An 18,013-nucleotide genomic window follows, 5' to 3' on the forward strand; every position below is an offset into this window, starting at 1 on the left:
ATGATCCGTGCTAACTAACATTCGGGCTTTTGCCCAACAAAAGTCTCGATTGAGTGCGTTACGCCTCGTACTGGCGTTTATTTTAGGCGCCAGTACAGCGCTTTCCTTTGCCCCTTATTCCTTCTGGATCATCTATCCTATCGCCATGGCGTTAGCCCTTTGGCAGAGTGAATCCTTAAGCCCTAAAGCGAGCTTTTTCCATTGGTTAAGTTTTGGTTTTGGCTGTTTTGCCGTTGGTATCAGTTGGGTGCATGTCAGTATGGATACCTTTGGCGGGCTGCCACTACCCGCCTCTGTCGCATTAATGGCCTTACTGGCCCTCTATTTAGCGCTTTATCCGGCCTTAACGGGTCTCGGTTTAGCGTGGTTGACTCGCACTAATACTCCCTCGCTATCGCGTAACCTGCTCTTCTTCCCCGCACTTTGGGTCTTAACCGAATGGGCCAGAGGCTGGGTTTTGACAGGTTTCCCTTGGATTTGGGCCGGCTATTCCCAAACTGAAGGCCCATTAAAGGAATTGGCGAGTATCATTGGCGCCTTAGGATTAAGTTTCATTATCGCCATGGTTGCGGGCGCATTGGCCTTGTGTTTTAGCAAGCGCTACAAAAGTCTGTTGATTTTACTGCCCATCATCACAGCCGCGACTTGGGTCGCGCCTAAGCTTTCACAAATTAAGCCGACAGGCGAGTCGGTCAAGGTCGCGCTTGTGCAAGGCAATATTCCGCAAAGTATGAAATGGGAACCCGATGCACTCTGGCCGACCCTGTTGAAATACATGGATTTGTCCCGTGAACACTTTGATGCTGACATTATCGTCTGGCCAGAAGCAGCGATCCCAGCGCCAGAATCTATGGTGCAAGACTTTTTGGATAATGCCAATAAAGTGGCCAACCTTAACCACACCTCTATCATTACTGGCATTATCAGTCGTCAACATGACGATTTTTATAATTCACTGATTGTATTAGGTAACCATAATCTGAAACAGCAAGATAGCCCAGATTATGAGAGCGATGGCAGCAACCAGTTTAAAAAGCACCATCTGTTGCCAATTGGTGAGTTTGTGCCCTTAGAAGCACTGCTACGGCCGATTGCGCCTTTCTTTAATCTGCCCATGTCCTCTTTTGCGCGTGGCGATTATCAACAACCGAACTTGAGCGCGGTAGGCCATAAAATTGCGCCGGCAATTTGTTATGAAATAGCCTTCCCTGAACAATTGCGTGACAGCGTTAATCTCGGGACGGATCTGCTGTTAACCGTCTCCAACGATGCTTGGTTTGGCACCTCAAATGGTCCATTACAGCATATGGAAATTGCTCAAATGCGCGCCATTGAGTTAGGTCGTCCTCTGGTACGCGCCACCAATAATGGTGTAACCGCCGTTGTCGATGAGCATGGCAATATCATAGCTTCTCTGCCGCAATTTGAAACGGGTGTATTGCGAGCCACAATTCCACTGGTTACAGGCCAAACTTGGTTTGCTAAAATCGGCCAAACACCACTGTTAGCCTTATGTGGAGCTCTGCTGTTACTCGGTTTTATCCGTCGTCAAAAGCAGCAACAGAATTTGAAATGATTAATCAGAAACGCACTCAAGGTTTTACCTTAATCGAACTCGTGGTCGTTATCATAGTGCTCGGGATTTTAGCGGTTATCGCCGCGCCGAAATTTATCGGCCTGAGCAAAGAGGCGCGGGAAAAAAGTCTGCTGCAACTCCATGCCAGTGTAAAAGCAGCAAATACCTTAGCCTATTCCAAGACCCAAATGCCCAGCTTACAGAGTCAAGCCGTCGCAGGCCGTGATGATATTATTGACATCGACCTTAATGGTGATGGTGTGGCAGAAACCCGCCTCAAGTGGGGTTATCTGGACAATACCGATATCGAAAAATGGATAGAGAAAGATGATAAACTCGTCATTCAATATCAAGGTATTGATATTACATATATTGGCTACGACTTGGATGCTAATACCTTAGTCAACGATGACCAATGTTATTTCCGCTATACCCAAGCAGCCGATGCCAACACACCACCGCTTTACGATATCAATGTCCAAGGCTGTTGATGGCTAATAAAAAACGACGCTAAGCGTCGTTTTTTATTTCTGGCGCATCCACAAGACTAAGGCGTTAACGCCTCACGGGTAAACTCTTCATGGTCACACTCGGGGCAATCGGGGATCACGCCTGGAAACTCAATACTCATTTCATGGCCGCAGTTAGTGCACACCATCACCCCTTGGCTAACAATATCGCCACTCTGGTAATAGCCGTGGTGTTTAAAGTCTTGAGCCAACTCATGCCACTCCACTTGGCTGCGGTCAGTGATTTCACTTAACCAATGCCATAGAGTATTTTCTAGGGTGATCACCGTTGGGCTGTGACTTAAGCTATCGGCGTTTTGCTCACGCAAAAAGCTGGCAATATCACGCTTTAAGAATTGCTCCACTAAGGCGAGCTCATCTTCCCCCGCTTGTTCTTTGAGGCGTAAAAACTCTTTCCCTTGAGTGACAGACTTAAATAAATTCTTTGCAGTCAGCGAGTTATCTTCCGCAAATTGCGCTTTCACTTCGTTAATTAAGGCTTGATACAGTCCTAGTAGCGCACTACTTCTATCATTCATAACCAATACTCCTTCATAGAACCTTTTTAATGCATCGCTTCTAGTTTATTCTATGCAGATCTTATTCGCGTCGATATGGCGTTAGATCAAATAAATAGGCGGCACTGCCGGAAATAGCGTGATGCAAGAGCAATATAATCCCTCAGAAATTGAAGCCTTAGTGCAAAAGCACTGGCACGACAACAAAACCTTTGAAGTTATTGAAGATGCAAACAAAGAAAAGTTTTATTGCCTTTCGATGTTTCCGTACCCTTCAGGTCGACTCCACATGGGACACGTTCGCAACTATACCATAGGCGATGTGGTTGCCCGCTTCCAGCGTCTTCAAGGCAAAAACGTGCTACAACCTATCGGTTGGGACTCTTTCGGTTTGCCTGCAGAAAACGCCGCAATCAACAACAAAACGGCACCAGCACCATGGACTTATCAAAATATTGAGTACATGAAAAACCAGCTAAAATTGCTGGGTTTTGGCTATGACTGGAGCCGTGAAATCGCCACTTGTACCCCAGAATATTACCGCTGGGAACAATGGTTCTTCACTAAACTGTACGAAAAAGGCTTAGTTTACAAGAAGACAGCTTCTGTAAACTGGTGCCCTAATGATGAAACTGTACTGGCAAACGAGCAGGTACAAGACGGTTGCTGCTGGCGTTGTGATACCCCTGTAGAACAAAAAGAAATTCCACAGTGGTTCATTAAGATCACCGCCTACGCCGAAGAACTGTTAAACGATATCGACACCTTAGACGGTTGGCCTGAGCAAGTTAAGACCATGCAGCGCAACTGGATTGGTCGCAGCGAAGGCGTGGAGATGACCTTTGGTGTGGCAGGTAGCGATAAGTCATTCGATATCTACACTACCCGCCCCGATACCCTGATGGGCGTAACCTATGTAGCGATTGCTGCCGGTCATCCATTAGCAGAATTAGCGGCACAAACTAACCCTGAGCTGGCTGCCTTTATCGATGAGTGCAAAAACAGCACCACGTCAGAAGCCGATTTAGCCACCATGGAAAAACGTGGCGTCGCGACAGGTCTATACGCTATTCACCCCATCACTGGCAAGCAAGTGCCCATTTGGGCGGCTAACTTCGTACTGATGAACTATGGCACCGGCGCTGTGATGTCAGTTCCTGGTCACGACCAACGCGATTACGAATTTGCGAAAAAGTACAATCTGCCAATCGAAGCGGTTATCAAACCTGTTGACGGCGAGTTAGACATCAGCGAAGCGGCTTACACCGAAAAAGGCGTGCTGTTTAACTCTGGCGAGTTCGACGGTTTAGACTTTGACGGCGCCTTCAATGCCATCGCTGACAAGTTAGTGGCAGAAGGTAAAGGCAAACGCCAAGTAAACTACCGTCTGCGTGACTGGGGTGTATCACGTCAACGTTACTGGGGTGCACCAATTCCTATGGTGACCTTAGCCGACGGCACTGTTATCCCAACACCTGAAGATCAACTGCCGGTGATCCTGCCAGAAGATGTGGTGATGGACGGGATCCAAAGCCCAATCAAGGCCGATAAAGAATGGGCGAAAACCCAAGTTAACGGCCAAGACGCGCTGCGCGAGACTGATACCTTTGATACCTTTATGGAATCTTCATGGTATTACGCCCGTTATTGCAGCCCAAAGGCTGATCAAATGTTAGATCCAACCAAGGCTAACTACTGGTTGCCAGTGGATCAGTACATTGGTGGTATCGAACACGCCTGTATGCACTTGTTATATTTCCGCTTCTTCCACAAGTTGCTGCGTGACGCGGGCCTAGTAAACACTAACGAGCCAGCAAAACAACTGCTGACCCAAGGCATGGTTCTGGCCGATGCCTACTACTACACCAACGATAAAGGTGCCCGTGTATGGGTGTCTCCGCTGGATGTAGTCACTACCGAAAAAGACGACAAGGGCCGAGTGACTAAAGCTATCGATAAAGACGGCAACGAACTGGTTTACACCGGTATGTGCAAAATGTCTAAGTCGAAAAACAACGGTATCGACCCACAGGTAATGGTCGAAAAATACGGTGCCGACACTGTGCGTCTGTTTATGATGTTCGCCTCACCACCAGAATTAACGCTGGAATGGCAAGAGTCTGGCGTTGAAGGCGCGCACCGCTTTATCAAACGTCTGTGGAAACTGGCCAGCGAATATGTGGCGCAGGATAACAGCGAAGCCTTAGACGTCAGCAAATTAACAAGCGAGCAAAAAGCACTGCGCCGTGAAGTGCACAAGACTATCGCGAAGGTGACCGATGATATCGGCCGTCGTCAGATGTTCAATACTGCGGTTGCCGCCGTAATGGAACTGATGAACCATCTGCAAAAAGCGCCACAAACCACAGGTCAAGACCGAGCTATTATCGGCGAAGCCTTAACTGCGGTAGTGCGTTTACTGTACCCCATCATCCCACACGTGAGCTTCACCCTGTGGAATGAGCTGGGCAACACCAACAGCATCGAAGACAGCCAATGGCCTGTTGTGGATGAATCTGCTCTGGTTGAAGACAGTAAACTCATCGTGGTACAAGTGAACGGTAAAGTGCGTGCTAAGATCACTGTCGCTGCCGATGCTGACCAAGCGTCTGTTGAAGCACTGGGTATGGCGGACGAGCAAGTCATCAAGTACTTAGATGGCGTTACCGTGCGTAAAGTGATCTATGTACCCGGTAAACTGCTCAGCATCGTTGCCAACTAACATCGTTGATGTGATAAACAGATGCTGTCCACACGACAAACAGGAAACCGCGAAAACTTATGCTAATTAAACGCTTAGCTTTCGCAATCATGGCGCTGGTCATTATGACCAGCGCAGGTTGCGGTTTTAAGCTTCAACGTAGCTACCAAATCCCCGAGCAGCTCAATCAACTCAGTTTGAGCAGCTCGGATGAATACAGCGAACTCACCCGTTTGGTGCGTGAGCGGTTACGTTTGAACAACGTCAAGATTGTCGATGCTGCCAATGATGTGCCAGTGTTAAGGCTTATCACCGACTCCTTAGAGCGTTCGACCCTGTCACTTTACCCTACGGGCAATGTGGCCGAGTATGAGCTTATCTATTTCGTCGAGTTTGCTGTGTCCTTGCCGGGCAAAGAGGCACAACCTTTCAAGATTGAAATTCGCCGCGATTACTTAGACGATCCTCGCACCGCACTGGCTAAAAGCCGTGAGATGGAACTGTTAGTCAAAGAAATGCGTATTCAAGCGGCCGATAGGATTTTGCAATCCCTGGCCAGCACAGAGGTGAATTAATGCAGGGTCCAAATTAATGTGGCACTGCAATAAAATGTGGAGAGTGGTTTAAATGCGTGTTTATCCTGATCAACTCTCCCGCCATCTCAATCCGCTTCACGCTTGTTACCTGATTTTTGGTGATGATCCTTGGTTGCTCGAAACCTCCAAGGATCAGATCCGCCAAGCAGCCAAACGCCAAGGGTTTGAAGAGCGCGTTCAGTTAATTCAAGAAACAGGCTTTAACTGGGGTGACTTGATCCAGGAATGGCAGTCCATGAGCCTGTTTTCTAGCCGGCGCATCATTGAGCTAACACTCCCCAACGCAAAACCCGGTGCAGATGGTTCGGCGGCGCTACAAGCGTTACTGCAAACGCCAAATCCTGATGTGTTGCTGATCCTCGAAGGCCCAAAACTCGCCAGCGAGCAAACCAACAGTAAATGGTTCAAAACCTTGGATAGTTTAGGGATTTATTTGCCTTGCACTACGCCAGAGGGCGACCAATTTAGACGTTGGCTCGACTCACGCATTGCGCACTTTAAGCTGAATTTACAACCCGATGCGCGCGCTATGCTTTACACACTCTACGAAGGGAATTTACTCGCCGCCGATCAGGCCATGCAGTTGCTACAACTGTTAAGTCCAAGCCAGCCTATCGGTGCTGACGAGTTAAGCCATTACTTTGAAGATCAGTCCCGCTTTACCGTGTTTCAGCTCACGGATGCACTGCTGAATAATCGCCAAGACAGTGCTCAGCATATGCTGGCCCAGCTCAACGGTGAGGGTACGGCCATGCCCATTTTACTCTGGGCCTTGTTTAAAGAGCTGCAGTTGCTGCTCAGCCTCAAGAGTGAACAGGCCCAAGGCGCGCCCTTAAATAGCCTCTTTGGTAAATATCGAATTTGGGATAAGCGTAAACCGCTGTACCAAACCGCGTTGCAGCGCTTAAGCCTCACCCAAATCGAACATATGCTAGCCTTTGCGTCCAAGCTGGAATTGAACTTAAAGCAATTAGGCCATGAAGATTGGACAGGGCTCAGCCACCTGTGCTTATTATTCGATCCCAAGGCCCACGGCCATTTGGCCCATATCAGCTTAGATTAAGGCACTGACTGAATGCGTATCGGTATTTTAGGCGGCACCTTTGACCCCATACATTACGGCCATATTCGCCCCGCGATGGAAGTCAAAGCCAGTCTCAAGCTGGATAAAATCCTGCTGATGCCCAACCATATTCCGCCGCACAAAAACACTACCCACTCGACTACAGCGCAGCGACTCGAAATGGTCGCGCAGGTATGTGAGGCATTAACAGGTTTCGAGCTATGTGATCTCGAAGCTAAACGCGACAGCCCATCCTACACCGTTGTCACCCTTCAGCAGTTAACTCGACTTTATCCCAATGACGAACTGTTTTTTATCATGGGAATGGATTCGTTTATTCACCTGCAAAGCTGGCATCAATGGCAGCAATTGTTTGAATTAGCCAATATCGTAGTATGTCAGCGCCCGGGCTGGCATTTAGCCGAAGGGCACCCGATGCTGCATGAGTTAAACGTACGCCACGCGTCGCTTGAAGCGTTAAGTCACTCAAGTGAACCACAACATGGGCGCATCTTTACCGTTGATATCAGCCCACAGGATATTTCGTCCACCCAAATTCGCTCACAACTGGCCATGGGAGAAATTCCACAGGACGCCCTCCTGCCCGTCACTTTAAATTACATTCAAAAACAACGGCTTTATTTTTCTTAGGCCGAAAATCAAGCGCTAATAGTACAAACTCAGCCGCTAAGATCGCTAAGAGAATGTATTCCCCCGCTTAAGACTGATATACTAGCGCGCTATTTAAAATGAATGAGGTACATCAGCGTGCAGAGCGCCGAATTAAAACAGTTTGTTGTCGATAAAATCGACGATTTAAAAGCCCGTGACGTCGTGGTTATCGATGTCAGCAACCAATCTAACATCACCGACTACATGGTGATTTGTTCTGGTACATCTAAAACTCACGTTAAAGCGATCGCCGAAAATCTCGTCATCGAAGCGAAAGCCGCAGGCATTCCACCTATCGGTATCGAAGGCCGCGACAGCAGCGAATGGGTATTGGTGGATATGGGCAACGTGATCCTGCATGTTATGCAAGATCAAACCCGTGATTTCTACCAGCTTGAAAAACTCTGGTCAGAAAAGCAAGCCTAATGAAGTTGCAACTTATCGCAGTGGGGACACGGATGCCCGATTGGGTTACCCGCGGTTTTGAAGAGTATCAACGCCGCTTTCCTCGGGATATGGCGCTGGAACTTATCGAAATCCCTGCTGGTAAACGCGGAAAAAATGCTGACATCGCACGTATCCTGCAAAAGGAAGGCGAGCAAATGTTAGCGGCGATTCCTAAGGGCAATCACATTGTTACCTTAGATCTTCCCGGCAAAAACTGGACTACGCCAGAATTAGCGACAGCCATGAATAAATGGCAACTCGATGGTCGTGATGTGAGCTTACTGGTCGGCGGCCCCGAAGGCTTAGCGCCCGCCTGTAAGGAAGCCGCCCATCAGAGTTGGTGCCTGTCGGCATTGACCCTGCCCCATCCTCTGGTACGGATTGTGGTTGCCGAAAGCTTATACCGCGCGTGGAGCGTGAACACTAATCACCCTTATCACAGAGAATAGCGGGATCTTGATGTTAACGAGTGTCAACCACCCGGATGGGATCAGCTGGAGATAGCCTAAGTGTCGCCAAAAAAGCGGATAACCATGCACGACCACGCCGCCGAGGCGTCACTGTTTAAGCGTCGTGCGCTGTTCACTTTTGTTTGTGTTGTCGCCCTCCTTAGTGTGTTGGTGACCAATCTTTATCATCTTCAGGTTGAATCCTATAAAGATTATGAAACGCGCTCTAATGATAACCGCATTCGTGTCGTGCCTATCGCCCCAAGCCGTGGCTTGATTTACGACAGAAACGGCGTGTTACTCGCCGAGAACCAACCCTTTTATTCTCTCGACTTGGTGCCGGAGAAAATTGCCAATATGTCCGAGACCTTGGACGAATTAGGCAAGTTAATCGAAATCACTCCAGATGAGCGTGAAACCTTTACCGAAGCGCTAAAGTTTCACCGCCGCTTTAAGCCCTTAACCCTTAAAAATCAGTTGACCGAAGAACAGGTCGCCATTTTTAGCGTTAACCAACATCGCTTTCCTGGGATCTCCGTTGAGGCGGGTTTAAAACGTAACTACCCCTATGCGAGCCAGCTCACCCATGTGCTGGGCTATGTAGGTAAAATCAACACTCGAGATCGCGCTCAATTGGAGCGTAACGATCAGTGGAAAAACTATGCAGCCACCAAGGATATTGGTAAGCAAGGCATTGAAAAATATTATGAATCACTCCTTCACGGTACACCTGGTCATCTCGAAGAAGAAGTAAACAACCGCGGCCGAACTATCCGTACGCTTAAAATTGTACCGCCGGAGCCGGGGCAAGATATTTACTTAACTCTCGATTTACAATTACAGCAAAAAGCCGTGGAACTACTCCAAGGTCATAAAGGCTCAATCGTTGCTATCGATCCAAGGGATGGCGGGATTTTAGCTTTAGTGTCGAGCCCAAGTTACGATCCCAACCAGTTCGTGCAAGGGATTAACAGCAAGGATTACAGTGATTTATTGAACGACAAATCACGTCCGCTGATTAACCGCGCTACCCAAGGCCAATATGCGCCAGCATCAACGATTAAACCCATTATTGCCCTACTGGGACTTGATGAAAAAGCCGTGACCGAACACACCCGTATTTGGGACCCTGGGTTTTGGCAAATCCCAGGGGTTGAGCGTAAATATCGCGACTGGAAACGCTGGGGGCATGGCTGGGTTAACGTCTATAGTGCTATCGTGGAATCCTGCGATACCTACTTCTATGAATTAGCTTATAAAATCGGTGTTGATCCCATCGCCCGTTTTATGGAGCAATTCGGCTTTGGCCAAAATACTGGCGTCGATATTTTTGAAGAGTCGGCGGGTAATATGCCGTCGAAGGAATGGAAACGCTTAAAATACAATCAAGCTTGGTACATAGGTGACACCATTTCAGTCGGTATCGGTCAAGGTTACTGGACCGCAACCCCGTTACAACTGGCCAATGCTACCGCTATTCTCGCCAATAAGGGCCGCCGTTTTCCGCCTCACTTATTAAGATCGATTAAAGATAATACGGCCAAAATTGACTCGCCGATTAACGAGTTACCACCAATTGAGCTTAAAAATCCGCGCAACTGGAATATCATTAACGAAGCCATGCGCCAAACCGCCCATAAGTCTCGCTTCACTGACGCAAGCTATACCGCCGCGATGAAAACCGGTACGGCGCAGGTGATTGGCGTGGCCGAAAACACGAAATACGATGCTAACAAGATTGCCGAGCATTTCCGCGATAATGCCCTCGTCGTCGCCTACGCGCCCTTTGAAGATCCTAAAATCGTCCTGGCTGTAGTAATGGAAAACGCCGGCTGGGGTGGCGCAAACGCAGGCCCCGTCGCTCGCGCTATGCTCGATGAATATATGCTCAGAGACACTTGGAAACCAACGCCATGAGTGCCCATCAACGTCAAAATATCTGGCAACGATTACATATCGACCTGCCCCTGTTGCTCGGCCTATTGGCTGTAATGGGCTTTGGCCTATTTGTTATCTATTCCGCCAGTGGTGAAGATCTTGGCATGATGGAACGCCAACTGTTTAGGATGTTTTTATCCCTAGGCATCATGTTTACCATGGCACAAATTAATCCTGAAGCGCTAAAACGCTGGGCATTACCCATTTACCTCGCAGGCATTGTGTTACTGCTTGGGGTGCATTTTTTTGGGGAGATTAACAAAGGGGCACAACGCTGGTTGAACCTAGGCTTTATGGAGTTTCAACCATCTGAACTGATTAAGCTCGCATTCCCTATTACTATGGCTTGGTATATCAGTAAATTCCCACTACCGCCCAAAAAACGCTATCTAGCGGGCGCAGGTGTCATTCTGCTGATCCCCACATTATTAATTGCGAAACAACCCGATCTCGGCACTTCTATTTTAGTTGCGGCATCAGGTATTTTCGTACTGTTTTTATCGGGTATGAGCTGGGTGATTGTGGGCGGTTTTATTGCCGCCGTGTTGGCATTTTTGCCTATTCTCTGGTACTTCCTAATGCACGATTACCAAAGAACCCGCGTCTTGACCCTACTCGATCCAGAACAAGATCCCCTCGGTGCGGGTTACCACATTATCCAATCGAAAATTGCTATTGGCTCAGGTGGCCTCTGGGGTAAAGGTTGGCTCGATGGCACTCAATCCCAATTAGAATTTATCCCCGAACGTCACACCGACTTTATCTTTGCGGTGATCGGTGAAGAATTTGGTCTGATAGGTAGCATTATCCTGCTCCTGATGTATCTCTACATCATCGGACGCGGTTTAGTCATTGCCTCTCGGGCGCAAACCAGCTTTGCCAGACTCCTTGCCGGCAGTATCACATTGACTTTCTTCGTTTATGTTTTTGTGAATATTGGTATGGTTTCAGGTATCCTGCCTGTGGTGGGTGTACCATTACCCCTTGTCAGTTATGGTGGCACATCGATGCTGACATTAATGACAGGGTTTGGCATTCTTATGAGCATTCATACCCATAGACGTTTTGTAGATAGATAATTTTTAGGGACTTCTTAATGCCTATTCTTCGAGCTTGTTTGGCTCCACTGGCAATGCTTTGCCTCAGTTCATACCTTATTGGCTGTTCAACCGCTAACGAGTCCGCGACAACACAGCCAAGTGCCGCCGTGACCACACAGGCTCCCACACCGGTATTAACCGAGGCACCAGTATTACCTGAGGCCTTAAAGGCTGAGTTTATCAAAACCCAAATGGCACAAGGCTTTACCCAAGCCGAAGTCGAAAATTTCTTGGCCAAAGCCAACTACAACCAAGCCGTTATCGATGCGATTTCGCGTCCTTGGGAAGCGAAACCTTGGCATCAGTATTATCCGATTTTCTTAACCGAAAAACGCCTCAACGCGGGTCTGGCCTTCTGGAAAAAACACGAGGCGACGATTGCCAAAGCCGCCACTAAGTACCAAGTCGAACCACAAATTATTGTGGCTATTATTGGTATCGAAACTTTCTATGGCCAGTACACGGGTAATTATCCGGTTATCGACGCACTCTATACCTTAGGATTTTATTACGAGCCAAGAGCCACCTTCTTCCGCAAGGAATTTGGTGAGTTGATGAGGCTGGTAAAAGAAGAACACTTAGATATCAATAGCCTCAAAGGCTCATACGCTGGCGCCATGGGCTTTGGTCAGTTTATTCCTTCAAGTTACCGCCACTATGCTGTGGATTTTGATGGCAGCGGCAACCGTGATTTACTCCAGAGTCCAGAGGACGCCATTGGCAGTGTTGCCAATTACTTCCATGAACATGGCTGGCAATTGCATGCCCCCGTTGCTTTACCCTTAGTGAATAGCAGTGCCAATGCACCTAAAGCCAAAGTGTGGGCAGGCGAGAAGTTACAATACAAGGTCTCTGATATTCTCTCCCCGAGCTTATCGCTAGCCAACGCCCGCGATTTAGATGCCTCGCAAAAAGCCATGCTTATCGAGCTAGAACAAGTGGGAAGTAAAGATTACTGGTTAGGGCTCAATAACTTTTATGTAATCACCCGTTATAACCGTAGCCCCTTGTATTCCATGGCTGTTTATCAATTTAGCCAACAACTGAAGCAACAACATGACGCTAAAAAATAATCTTTTATCGCTTTTGATGCTCGGCTGCTGTTTTGCGCTCGCGGCCTGCTCGAGTTCTAACTCTGGCTCAGCCAGCGTGAAGAATAAGAATATGGATCCCAATAAGGGCCGCTACGCGCTTAAAAACGATAAGATGCCCCTTAATCCACCCAATGTAGATCATGTACCGAATGCGACCCCCAAATATGAACCCTATAGCCGCCGCGGTAACAAACCCTATACGGTTTATGGTGAGTCCTATACGGTATTAGACTCGGGGGAAGGCTTTTCCGAAATGGGTCGCGCCTCATGGTACGGCGAAAAATTCCACGGTTATGAGACATCCAATGGTGAACCCTACGATATGTTCGGCATGTCTGGAGCCCATAAGACCCTCCCCCTACCAAGCTACGCTCGCGTCACTAACTTAGATAACAATAAGCAGGTGATTATTCGCATTAATGATCGCGGTCCGTTCCACTCTGACCGGATTTTAGACTTATCCTATGCCGCCGCCTATAAGCTTGGTATGCTAGGCACAGGCACGGCACGCATAAAACTGGATGTCATCTATATTGGCAATAAAACCGCAACCCAATCGGCAATAGCCAATATTCAATCCTCAGGAAACCACTATATACAGTTAGTGGCTTCGAAGGATAAACAGCGACTCCATAAAATCGCGAAGGATCTGGAGAAGAAATATCAGGTAAAGACTCGTGTACAACCGGCAAACAATATGTTTAGACTACAGCTCGGTCCGATTGGTCAAACGGAGCTTGCCGACCGATTACTCATTAAAGTGAAACAAGATGGCTATCCCGAAGGCTATATGGTTTTGGAATAGTGAACACTCACATTATGGAGTCAATTTAGCTTAAAAATGCCGCAGATGAAGGAACCTTCACTGAAAACCTTTGTCGAAGGGTGGTATACTCGCGAAACTATTTTGCCTTTTCTTTCAATACAACCAAAAAGACGTGCTAAGTTAATGATGAATTTTGTAAAAAGTCCCATTAAGACATTGCTGCTAATTTCGAGTGTTTCTCTTCCTGTTTATGCTGCGCAGCCGATTGTTACCCCTGATGCACCAACCGTGGCCGCCAAAGCTTACATCTTGATGGATTATAATTCAGGCCAAATCATTGCCGAAGAAAATGCATACGAGAGTTTAAACCCCGCCAGCTTAACGAAGATGATGACCAGCTATGTGATTGGTCAGGAAATTAAAGCCGGTAACGTATCTCCCGATGATGATGTCACCATCAGTAAAAATGCTTGGTCGAAGAACTTCTCTGACTCATCGAAAATGTTTATCGAAGTGGGTAAAACCGTAAAAGTTTCTGACTTAAACCGCGGCATCATCATTCAATCCGGTAACGATGCTTGTGTCGCGATGGCCGAACATATTGCGGGTACTGAAGGCGCCTTTGTTGACATGATGAACTCGTGGGCAAAGCAGCTTGGTATGCGTGATAGCTACTTTGAAAACTCCCATGGCCTAGATTCAGAGAACCATAAAACGACGGCCTATGATATGGCACTTTTAGGTGCAGCACTCATTCGTGACGTGCCTGAAGAATACCGTGTCTACAGCGAAAAATACTATACTTTCAACGGTATCAAACAATATAACCGTAATGGTCTGCTGTGGGATAACAGCATGAATGTGGATGGTATCAAAACTGGCCACACTTCTGGAGCAGGTTATAACTTAGTCGCTTCTGCAACTAAGGACGGTATGCGTTTGATTTCAGTGGTATTAGGTACTCAAAGTGAAGCCGCTCGTAAAGCCGAAAGTAAAAAACTGCTGACCTATGGTTTCCGCTTCTTCGAAACAGTGACCCCTTACAAGGCCGGCGACAGCTTCGTGACGCAAAAAATTTGGTACGGTGATAAGAGTACCGTCGATTTAGGTGTCGCTACAGATGCACCAGTTACCGTCAGCCGTGGCCGTGCAAAAGACTTAAAAGCCAACTTCGAACTGACTAAGCCACTGGACGCACCACTGAAAAAAGGCGAAACAGTGGGACGCTTATACTTCCAGTTAGATGGCAAAGATATTGCGCAATTCCCGCTAGTCACCTTACAAGAAGTCAACGAAGGCAGCTGGTTCAGCAAATTAGTTGATTACTTTAAGCAACTGTTTTCTGGTTGGTTTAGCTAATCCGGCTCACAAAACTCAGCCACCTTCGGGTGGCTGAGTTGTTTTTGGGGGAGTATCACCCTTGAATCGGGTATAATCGCCACCATATAGTTCCTATTAAAATGGTTATTGAGCACGACTATGTTAAACACAAAATTTGATGAACTCATGGAGTTTCCCTGCGCCTTCCCATTCAAAGTGGTTGGCGATGCCCACGAAACCTTAACGGATAGAGTGGTTGCGGTAGTGCAAAAACACGCTCCAGGTGATTATTCACCAACAGTTAAAGCCTCGAGCAAAGGGAGCTACTATTCAGTCACTATCCGTGTCACTGTGACCAGCAAAGATCATATCGAAATACTGTACACTGAGCTTGCCGGTATCGAAGGCGTTCGCCGCGTACTATAAGTATTCCTCAAGGCTATAAAATGTGATCTATCTTACATTTATGGCCAAGAGGCGTATAATAGCGCCACTCAATTATAGGGGAGAGGTTGCCCTTGCAAGACACCACTTTGCATATTCGGCATCTGGGACAGCAGGATTATGAGTCTGTGTGGCATGCAATGCAGCATTACACCGACACTCGCAACAGCGACAGTCCAGACGAACTGTGGATCGTTGAACATCCACCCGTATTTACCCAAGGCCAAGCCGGTAAAAGCGAACATATTTTGAATCCGGGCGATATTCCCGTGATCCAAGTGGATCGTGGTGGTCAAGTCACTTACCACGGACCAGGACAATTAGTTGTCTACCCTCTCCTCGATATTAAACGCAGTAAAGTGGGTGTCCGCCAGCTTGTTACCCATATCGAGCAAAGCATTATCGATATGCTTGCAAAGTACGCTATCACTGCCTACGCCAAGGCCGATGCACCGGGGGTGTATGTGGATGAGCGCAAAATTGCCTCTTTAGGTCTAAGGATCCGTAAAGGCTGTTCATTCCATGGCTTAGCACTGAATGTGGATATGGATTTGGCACCATTTCGACGCATTAATCCCTGTGGTTATGCAGGGCTTGAGATGGTGCAATGTAAAGAACTTGGCGGCCCACAAACCGTGATTGAAGCAGGCGAGCAACTCATTATTACCTTTAGCCAACTACTGGGCTACCAACATCTAGTTCATCATCAAGGATTAGCAGCGTCATGAATAGGCCTGAACGTTTACAACCCGGAGTCAAATTAAGAGATGCCGATAAAGTCTCGCGCATTCCGGTTAAAATCGTGCCCTCTGAGCGCGAAACCATGTTACGCAAACCCGATTGGTTAAGGGTTAAACTGCCCGCGTCTAACCAACGCATTCTCGATATTAAGCAAGCGTTACGCGCTAACGGCCTGCACTCGGTCTGTGAAGAAGCTTCTTGTCCTAACTTGGCAGAATGTTTTAACCACGGCACTGCGACCTTTATGATTTTGGGCGCAATTTGTACTCGCCGCTGCCCATTCTGCGACGTGGCCCATGGTCGTCCACTTAAGCCCGATGCGGAAGAGCCTGTTAAATTGGCGCAAACCATCCGTGATATGAAGCTGAAATACGTGGTAATCACCTCGGTTGACCGCGATGATTTGCGTGATGGCGGTGCCCAGCACTTTGCCGACTGTATCCGTGAGATCCGTAAGCTCAATCCCGAGATTAAGATTGAGATCTTAGTGCCCGATTTCCGTGGCCGTATCGACGCCGCCCTCGACATTCTGTCGACCGAGCCGCCTGATGTGTTCAACCACAACCTAGAAACTGCGCCTATGCATTATCGCAAAGCGCGTCCAGGTGCGAACTATCAATGGTCACTCGACCTACTGAAGCGCTTTAAAGAGCGTCATCCCAATGTGCCGACAAAATCGGGACTGATGATGGGGCTAGGTGAAACCAACGAAGAAATCGCCCAAGTACTGCGCGACTTACGTGAGCACAAGGTTGAAATGTTGACCTTAGGCCAATATCTGCAACCGTCTAAGTTCCATCTGCCGGTTGAGCGTTACGTCTCACCAGCCGAGTTTGATGAGCTTAAAGCCCTTGCCGATGAGCTAGGCTTTACCCATGCTGCTTGTGGTCCATTAGTGCGTTCAAGCTACCATGCAGACTTGCAAGCTCAAGGTAAAGAAGTGAAGTAACCTTCGCTTTATTAGCCCCATAAAAAACAGCGCTAATGCGCTGTTTTTTTATATCTACTTTTAAAACCTTAAACCGTTTCGATTAAGGCTAAATCCATCAAAATCGCATCTTCTTTGCCCTCTGCCAAAGGATAATAGCCTTTGCGACGACCGGTTTCGACAAAGCCTAGCTTCTGATAGAGTGCGCGCGCGGCAAGATTTGATTCGCGAACCTCCAGCATCAGCACCACGGCCTTGGCAGCCTTAGCGCAGTCGACAACCGCAGTGAGTAGCAGATGCCCATATCCTCGCCCTTGTTGTTCTGGCGGCAAACAAATATCTAGCAGCGTTGCCTCATCGACAATCTGCTGCACAATCGCGAAACCGAGCAACTCATCACGTTGCATTAACCCAATAACGCGGTACAAGTGGCCAAAACAATCGGCAAGGTTATTCTCACTCATAGGATGGGAATGGGCACTCGCTTCAATGCGCGCCATTTGACTCACATCGGTTGGCGTCAGAAGCACGATTTGCAATGATTCGTTAAGGGTATTAAGGACTTGATGACTCACGGGAAAATCCAAATTAAAAGGTAACTCACGATAATGTGTACTGGGCACGACTAGGCCGTTAATTGCTGCTCACGCCACTGGCAAATCTGCGCCCACAAGGCACGCTTTGCCTCACTGCGTGACAGCAAGTCCGAAAGGGGATCCGATACTAACCAAGCCACTCTGGGCCTAACCCTGTGGCGGCGTAAATCCCAAACTATGGTTTTGCCCTTATGTGGCTCAGTATTGAACTCACAGTCATCCTTACTGATCCCAATTAAGCCAAGGACAGTATCAATCAGTGGTTCAGCGGCAGACGACATATCATCAACATCCCAAACCACTTGATAAGGTAGCACTTTAGTATCGCGAAGCTGCCAAGGAGTTATCTCCATTGCGGCTAAATAGGCAGATTTATTCATGGGGTTATTGGGGTTTCATTAGGCACTGACACCGCATAAGGATACCAGCTAAATGGGCCGAATGTTATTGCCAAGATACGGTTCATGACTCAAGCCAAACGTTTGCTTACGCTTTAATCTGTAAAATCGATTTTATGAATCTATTTTAACCGCTTTAGATGTTTAGCTTATTTGA

The 18,013-nt window shown here is 47.7% G+C and carries 19 protein-coding genes; 16 read left to right on the top strand and 3 right to left on the bottom strand.

The genetic code is table 11. The features are described 5' to 3' along the window. Positions 1–7: 7 nt before the first annotated feature. Both lnt and KXJ80_RS18380 read left to right on the top strand, forming a co-directional pair. Positions 8–1,576, top strand: coding sequence for an apolipoprotein N-acyltransferase (lnt, locus tag KXJ80_RS18375; protein WP_259474485.1), 1,569 nt, complete (start codon positions 8–10; stop codon positions 1,574–1,576). Beyond that, a complete protein-coding gene (locus tag KXJ80_RS18380; RefSeq protein WP_037431688.1) occupies positions 1,573–2,067 on the top strand; it encodes a type II secretion system protein in 495 nt (164 codons plus the stop codon). The genes lnt and KXJ80_RS18380 overlap by 4 nt, the downstream gene beginning before the upstream one ends. 56 nt (positions 2,068–2,123) lie before the next feature. Here the strand turns inward: KXJ80_RS18380 and KXJ80_RS18385 are convergent, their stop codons facing one another. Then, entirely contained in the window at positions 2,124–2,624 is a 501-nt protein-coding gene (locus KXJ80_RS18385) for a zinc ribbon-containing protein (protein WP_023268299.1), read from the bottom strand. Positions 2,625–2,745: 121 nt separating this feature from the next. Between KXJ80_RS18385 and leuS the strand changes: the two genes are divergently transcribed. The 14 genes from leuS to lipA all read left to right on the top strand — a co-directional run bounded on the left by leuS (position 2,746) and on the right by lipA (position 16,883). Further along, complete coding sequence (gene leuS, locus KXJ80_RS18390) at positions 2,746–5,325, top strand: leucine--tRNA ligase (RefSeq protein WP_218737217.1); 2,580 nt, start codon at positions 2,746–2,748, stop codon at positions 5,323–5,325. A 59-nt stretch (positions 5,326–5,384) separates the two neighbouring features. After that, complete coding sequence (locus KXJ80_RS18395; protein WP_218737218.1) at positions 5,385–5,879, top strand: LPS-assembly lipoprotein LptE; 495 nt, start codon at positions 5,385–5,387, stop codon at positions 5,877–5,879. Between the two features lie 52 nt (positions 5,880–5,931). Further along, positions 5,932–6,963, top strand: a complete 1,032-nt coding sequence (gene holA, locus KXJ80_RS18400; protein ID WP_218737219.1) for a DNA polymerase III subunit delta — start codon at positions 5,932–5,934, stop codon at positions 6,961–6,963. A gap of 12 nt (positions 6,964–6,975) precedes the next feature. Continuing rightward, positions 6,976–7,614: a nicotinate-nucleotide adenylyltransferase gene (gene nadD / locus KXJ80_RS18405; RefSeq protein WP_218737220.1), complete on the top strand. Its 639-nt coding sequence runs from the start codon at positions 6,976–6,978 to the stop codon at positions 7,612–7,614. A 117-nt stretch (positions 7,615–7,731) separates the two neighbouring features. Continuing rightward, complete coding sequence (gene rsfS / locus KXJ80_RS18410; protein ID WP_011071401.1) at positions 7,732–8,061, top strand: ribosome silencing factor; 330 nt, start codon at positions 7,732–7,734, stop codon at positions 8,059–8,061. After that, positions 8,061–8,531 (top strand): 23S rRNA (pseudouridine(1915)-N(3))-methyltransferase RlmH, encoded by a 471-nt coding sequence (gene rlmH / locus KXJ80_RS18415; RefSeq protein WP_037415165.1) that lies wholly within the window; start codon positions 8,061–8,063, stop codon positions 8,529–8,531. The genes rsfS and rlmH overlap by 1 nt, the downstream gene beginning before the upstream one ends. A gap of 60 nt (positions 8,532–8,591) precedes the next feature. Continuing rightward, the gene (mrdA, locus tag KXJ80_RS18420) at positions 8,592–10,448 is read left to right on the top strand and encodes a penicillin-binding protein 2 (protein ID WP_172587448.1); all 1,857 of its coding nucleotides are present in this window, start codon (positions 8,592–8,594) and stop codon (positions 10,446–10,448) included. Beyond that, positions 10,445–11,548 (top strand): rod shape-determining protein RodA, encoded by a 1,104-nt coding sequence (gene rodA, locus KXJ80_RS18425; protein WP_037415160.1) that lies wholly within the window; start codon positions 10,445–10,447, stop codon positions 11,546–11,548. The genes mrdA and rodA overlap by 4 nt, the downstream gene beginning before the upstream one ends. Before the next feature lie 17 nt (positions 11,549–11,565). Beyond that, positions 11,566–12,642, top strand: a complete 1,077-nt coding sequence (gene mltB / locus KXJ80_RS18430) for a lytic murein transglycosylase B (RefSeq protein ID WP_037415156.1) — start codon at positions 11,566–11,568, stop codon at positions 12,640–12,642. Then, a complete protein-coding gene (locus tag KXJ80_RS18435; protein WP_037415153.1) occupies positions 12,626–13,468 on the top strand; it encodes a septal ring lytic transglycosylase RlpA family protein in 843 nt (280 codons plus the stop codon). The genes mltB and KXJ80_RS18435 overlap by 17 nt, the downstream gene beginning before the upstream one ends. Before the next feature lie 144 nt (positions 13,469–13,612). After that, positions 13,613–14,788: a serine hydrolase gene (locus tag KXJ80_RS18440; protein ID WP_037430803.1), complete on the top strand. Its 1,176-nt coding sequence runs from the start codon at positions 13,613–13,615 to the stop codon at positions 14,786–14,788. 120 nt (positions 14,789–14,908) lie between these two features. Continuing rightward, positions 14,909–15,175 (top strand): DUF493 family protein YbeD, encoded by a 267-nt coding sequence (ybeD, locus tag KXJ80_RS18445; protein ID WP_037415150.1) that lies wholly within the window; start codon positions 14,909–14,911, stop codon positions 15,173–15,175. Between the two features lie 92 nt (positions 15,176–15,267). Continuing rightward, positions 15,268–15,921: a lipoyl(octanoyl) transferase LipB gene (gene lipB / locus KXJ80_RS18450; RefSeq protein WP_037430802.1), complete on the top strand. Its 654-nt coding sequence runs from the start codon at positions 15,268–15,270 to the stop codon at positions 15,919–15,921. After that, positions 15,918–16,883 carry a lipoyl synthase gene (lipA, locus tag KXJ80_RS18455; protein ID WP_023268311.1) on the top strand — a complete coding sequence of 322 codons (966 nt, stop codon included), beginning with the start codon at positions 15,918–15,920 and terminating at the stop codon, positions 16,881–16,883. Before lipB ends, lipA begins: the two co-directional genes overlap by 4 nt. Before the next feature lie 68 nt (positions 16,884–16,951). Here the strand turns inward: lipA and rimI are convergent, their stop codons facing one another. Together rimI and KXJ80_RS18465 are read right to left on the bottom strand one after the other, a co-directional pair. Continuing rightward, positions 16,952–17,401 carry a ribosomal protein S18-alanine N-acetyltransferase gene (gene rimI, locus KXJ80_RS18460; protein ID WP_051714053.1) on the bottom strand — a complete coding sequence of 150 codons (450 nt, stop codon included), beginning with the start codon at positions 17,399–17,401 and terminating at the stop codon, positions 16,952–16,954. An 86-nt stretch (positions 17,402–17,487) separates the two neighbouring features. Further along, positions 17,488–17,838 carry a DNA polymerase III subunit psi gene (locus KXJ80_RS18465; protein WP_218737222.1) on the bottom strand — a complete coding sequence of 117 codons (351 nt, stop codon included), beginning with the start codon at positions 17,836–17,838 and terminating at the stop codon, positions 17,488–17,490. Between the last annotated feature and the right edge of the window lie 175 nt (positions 17,839–18,013).

This window comes from Shewanella xiamenensis, assembly GCF_024971755.1.
Lineage (GTDB): Bacteria > Pseudomonadota > Gammaproteobacteria > Enterobacterales > Shewanellaceae > Shewanella > Shewanella xiamenensis.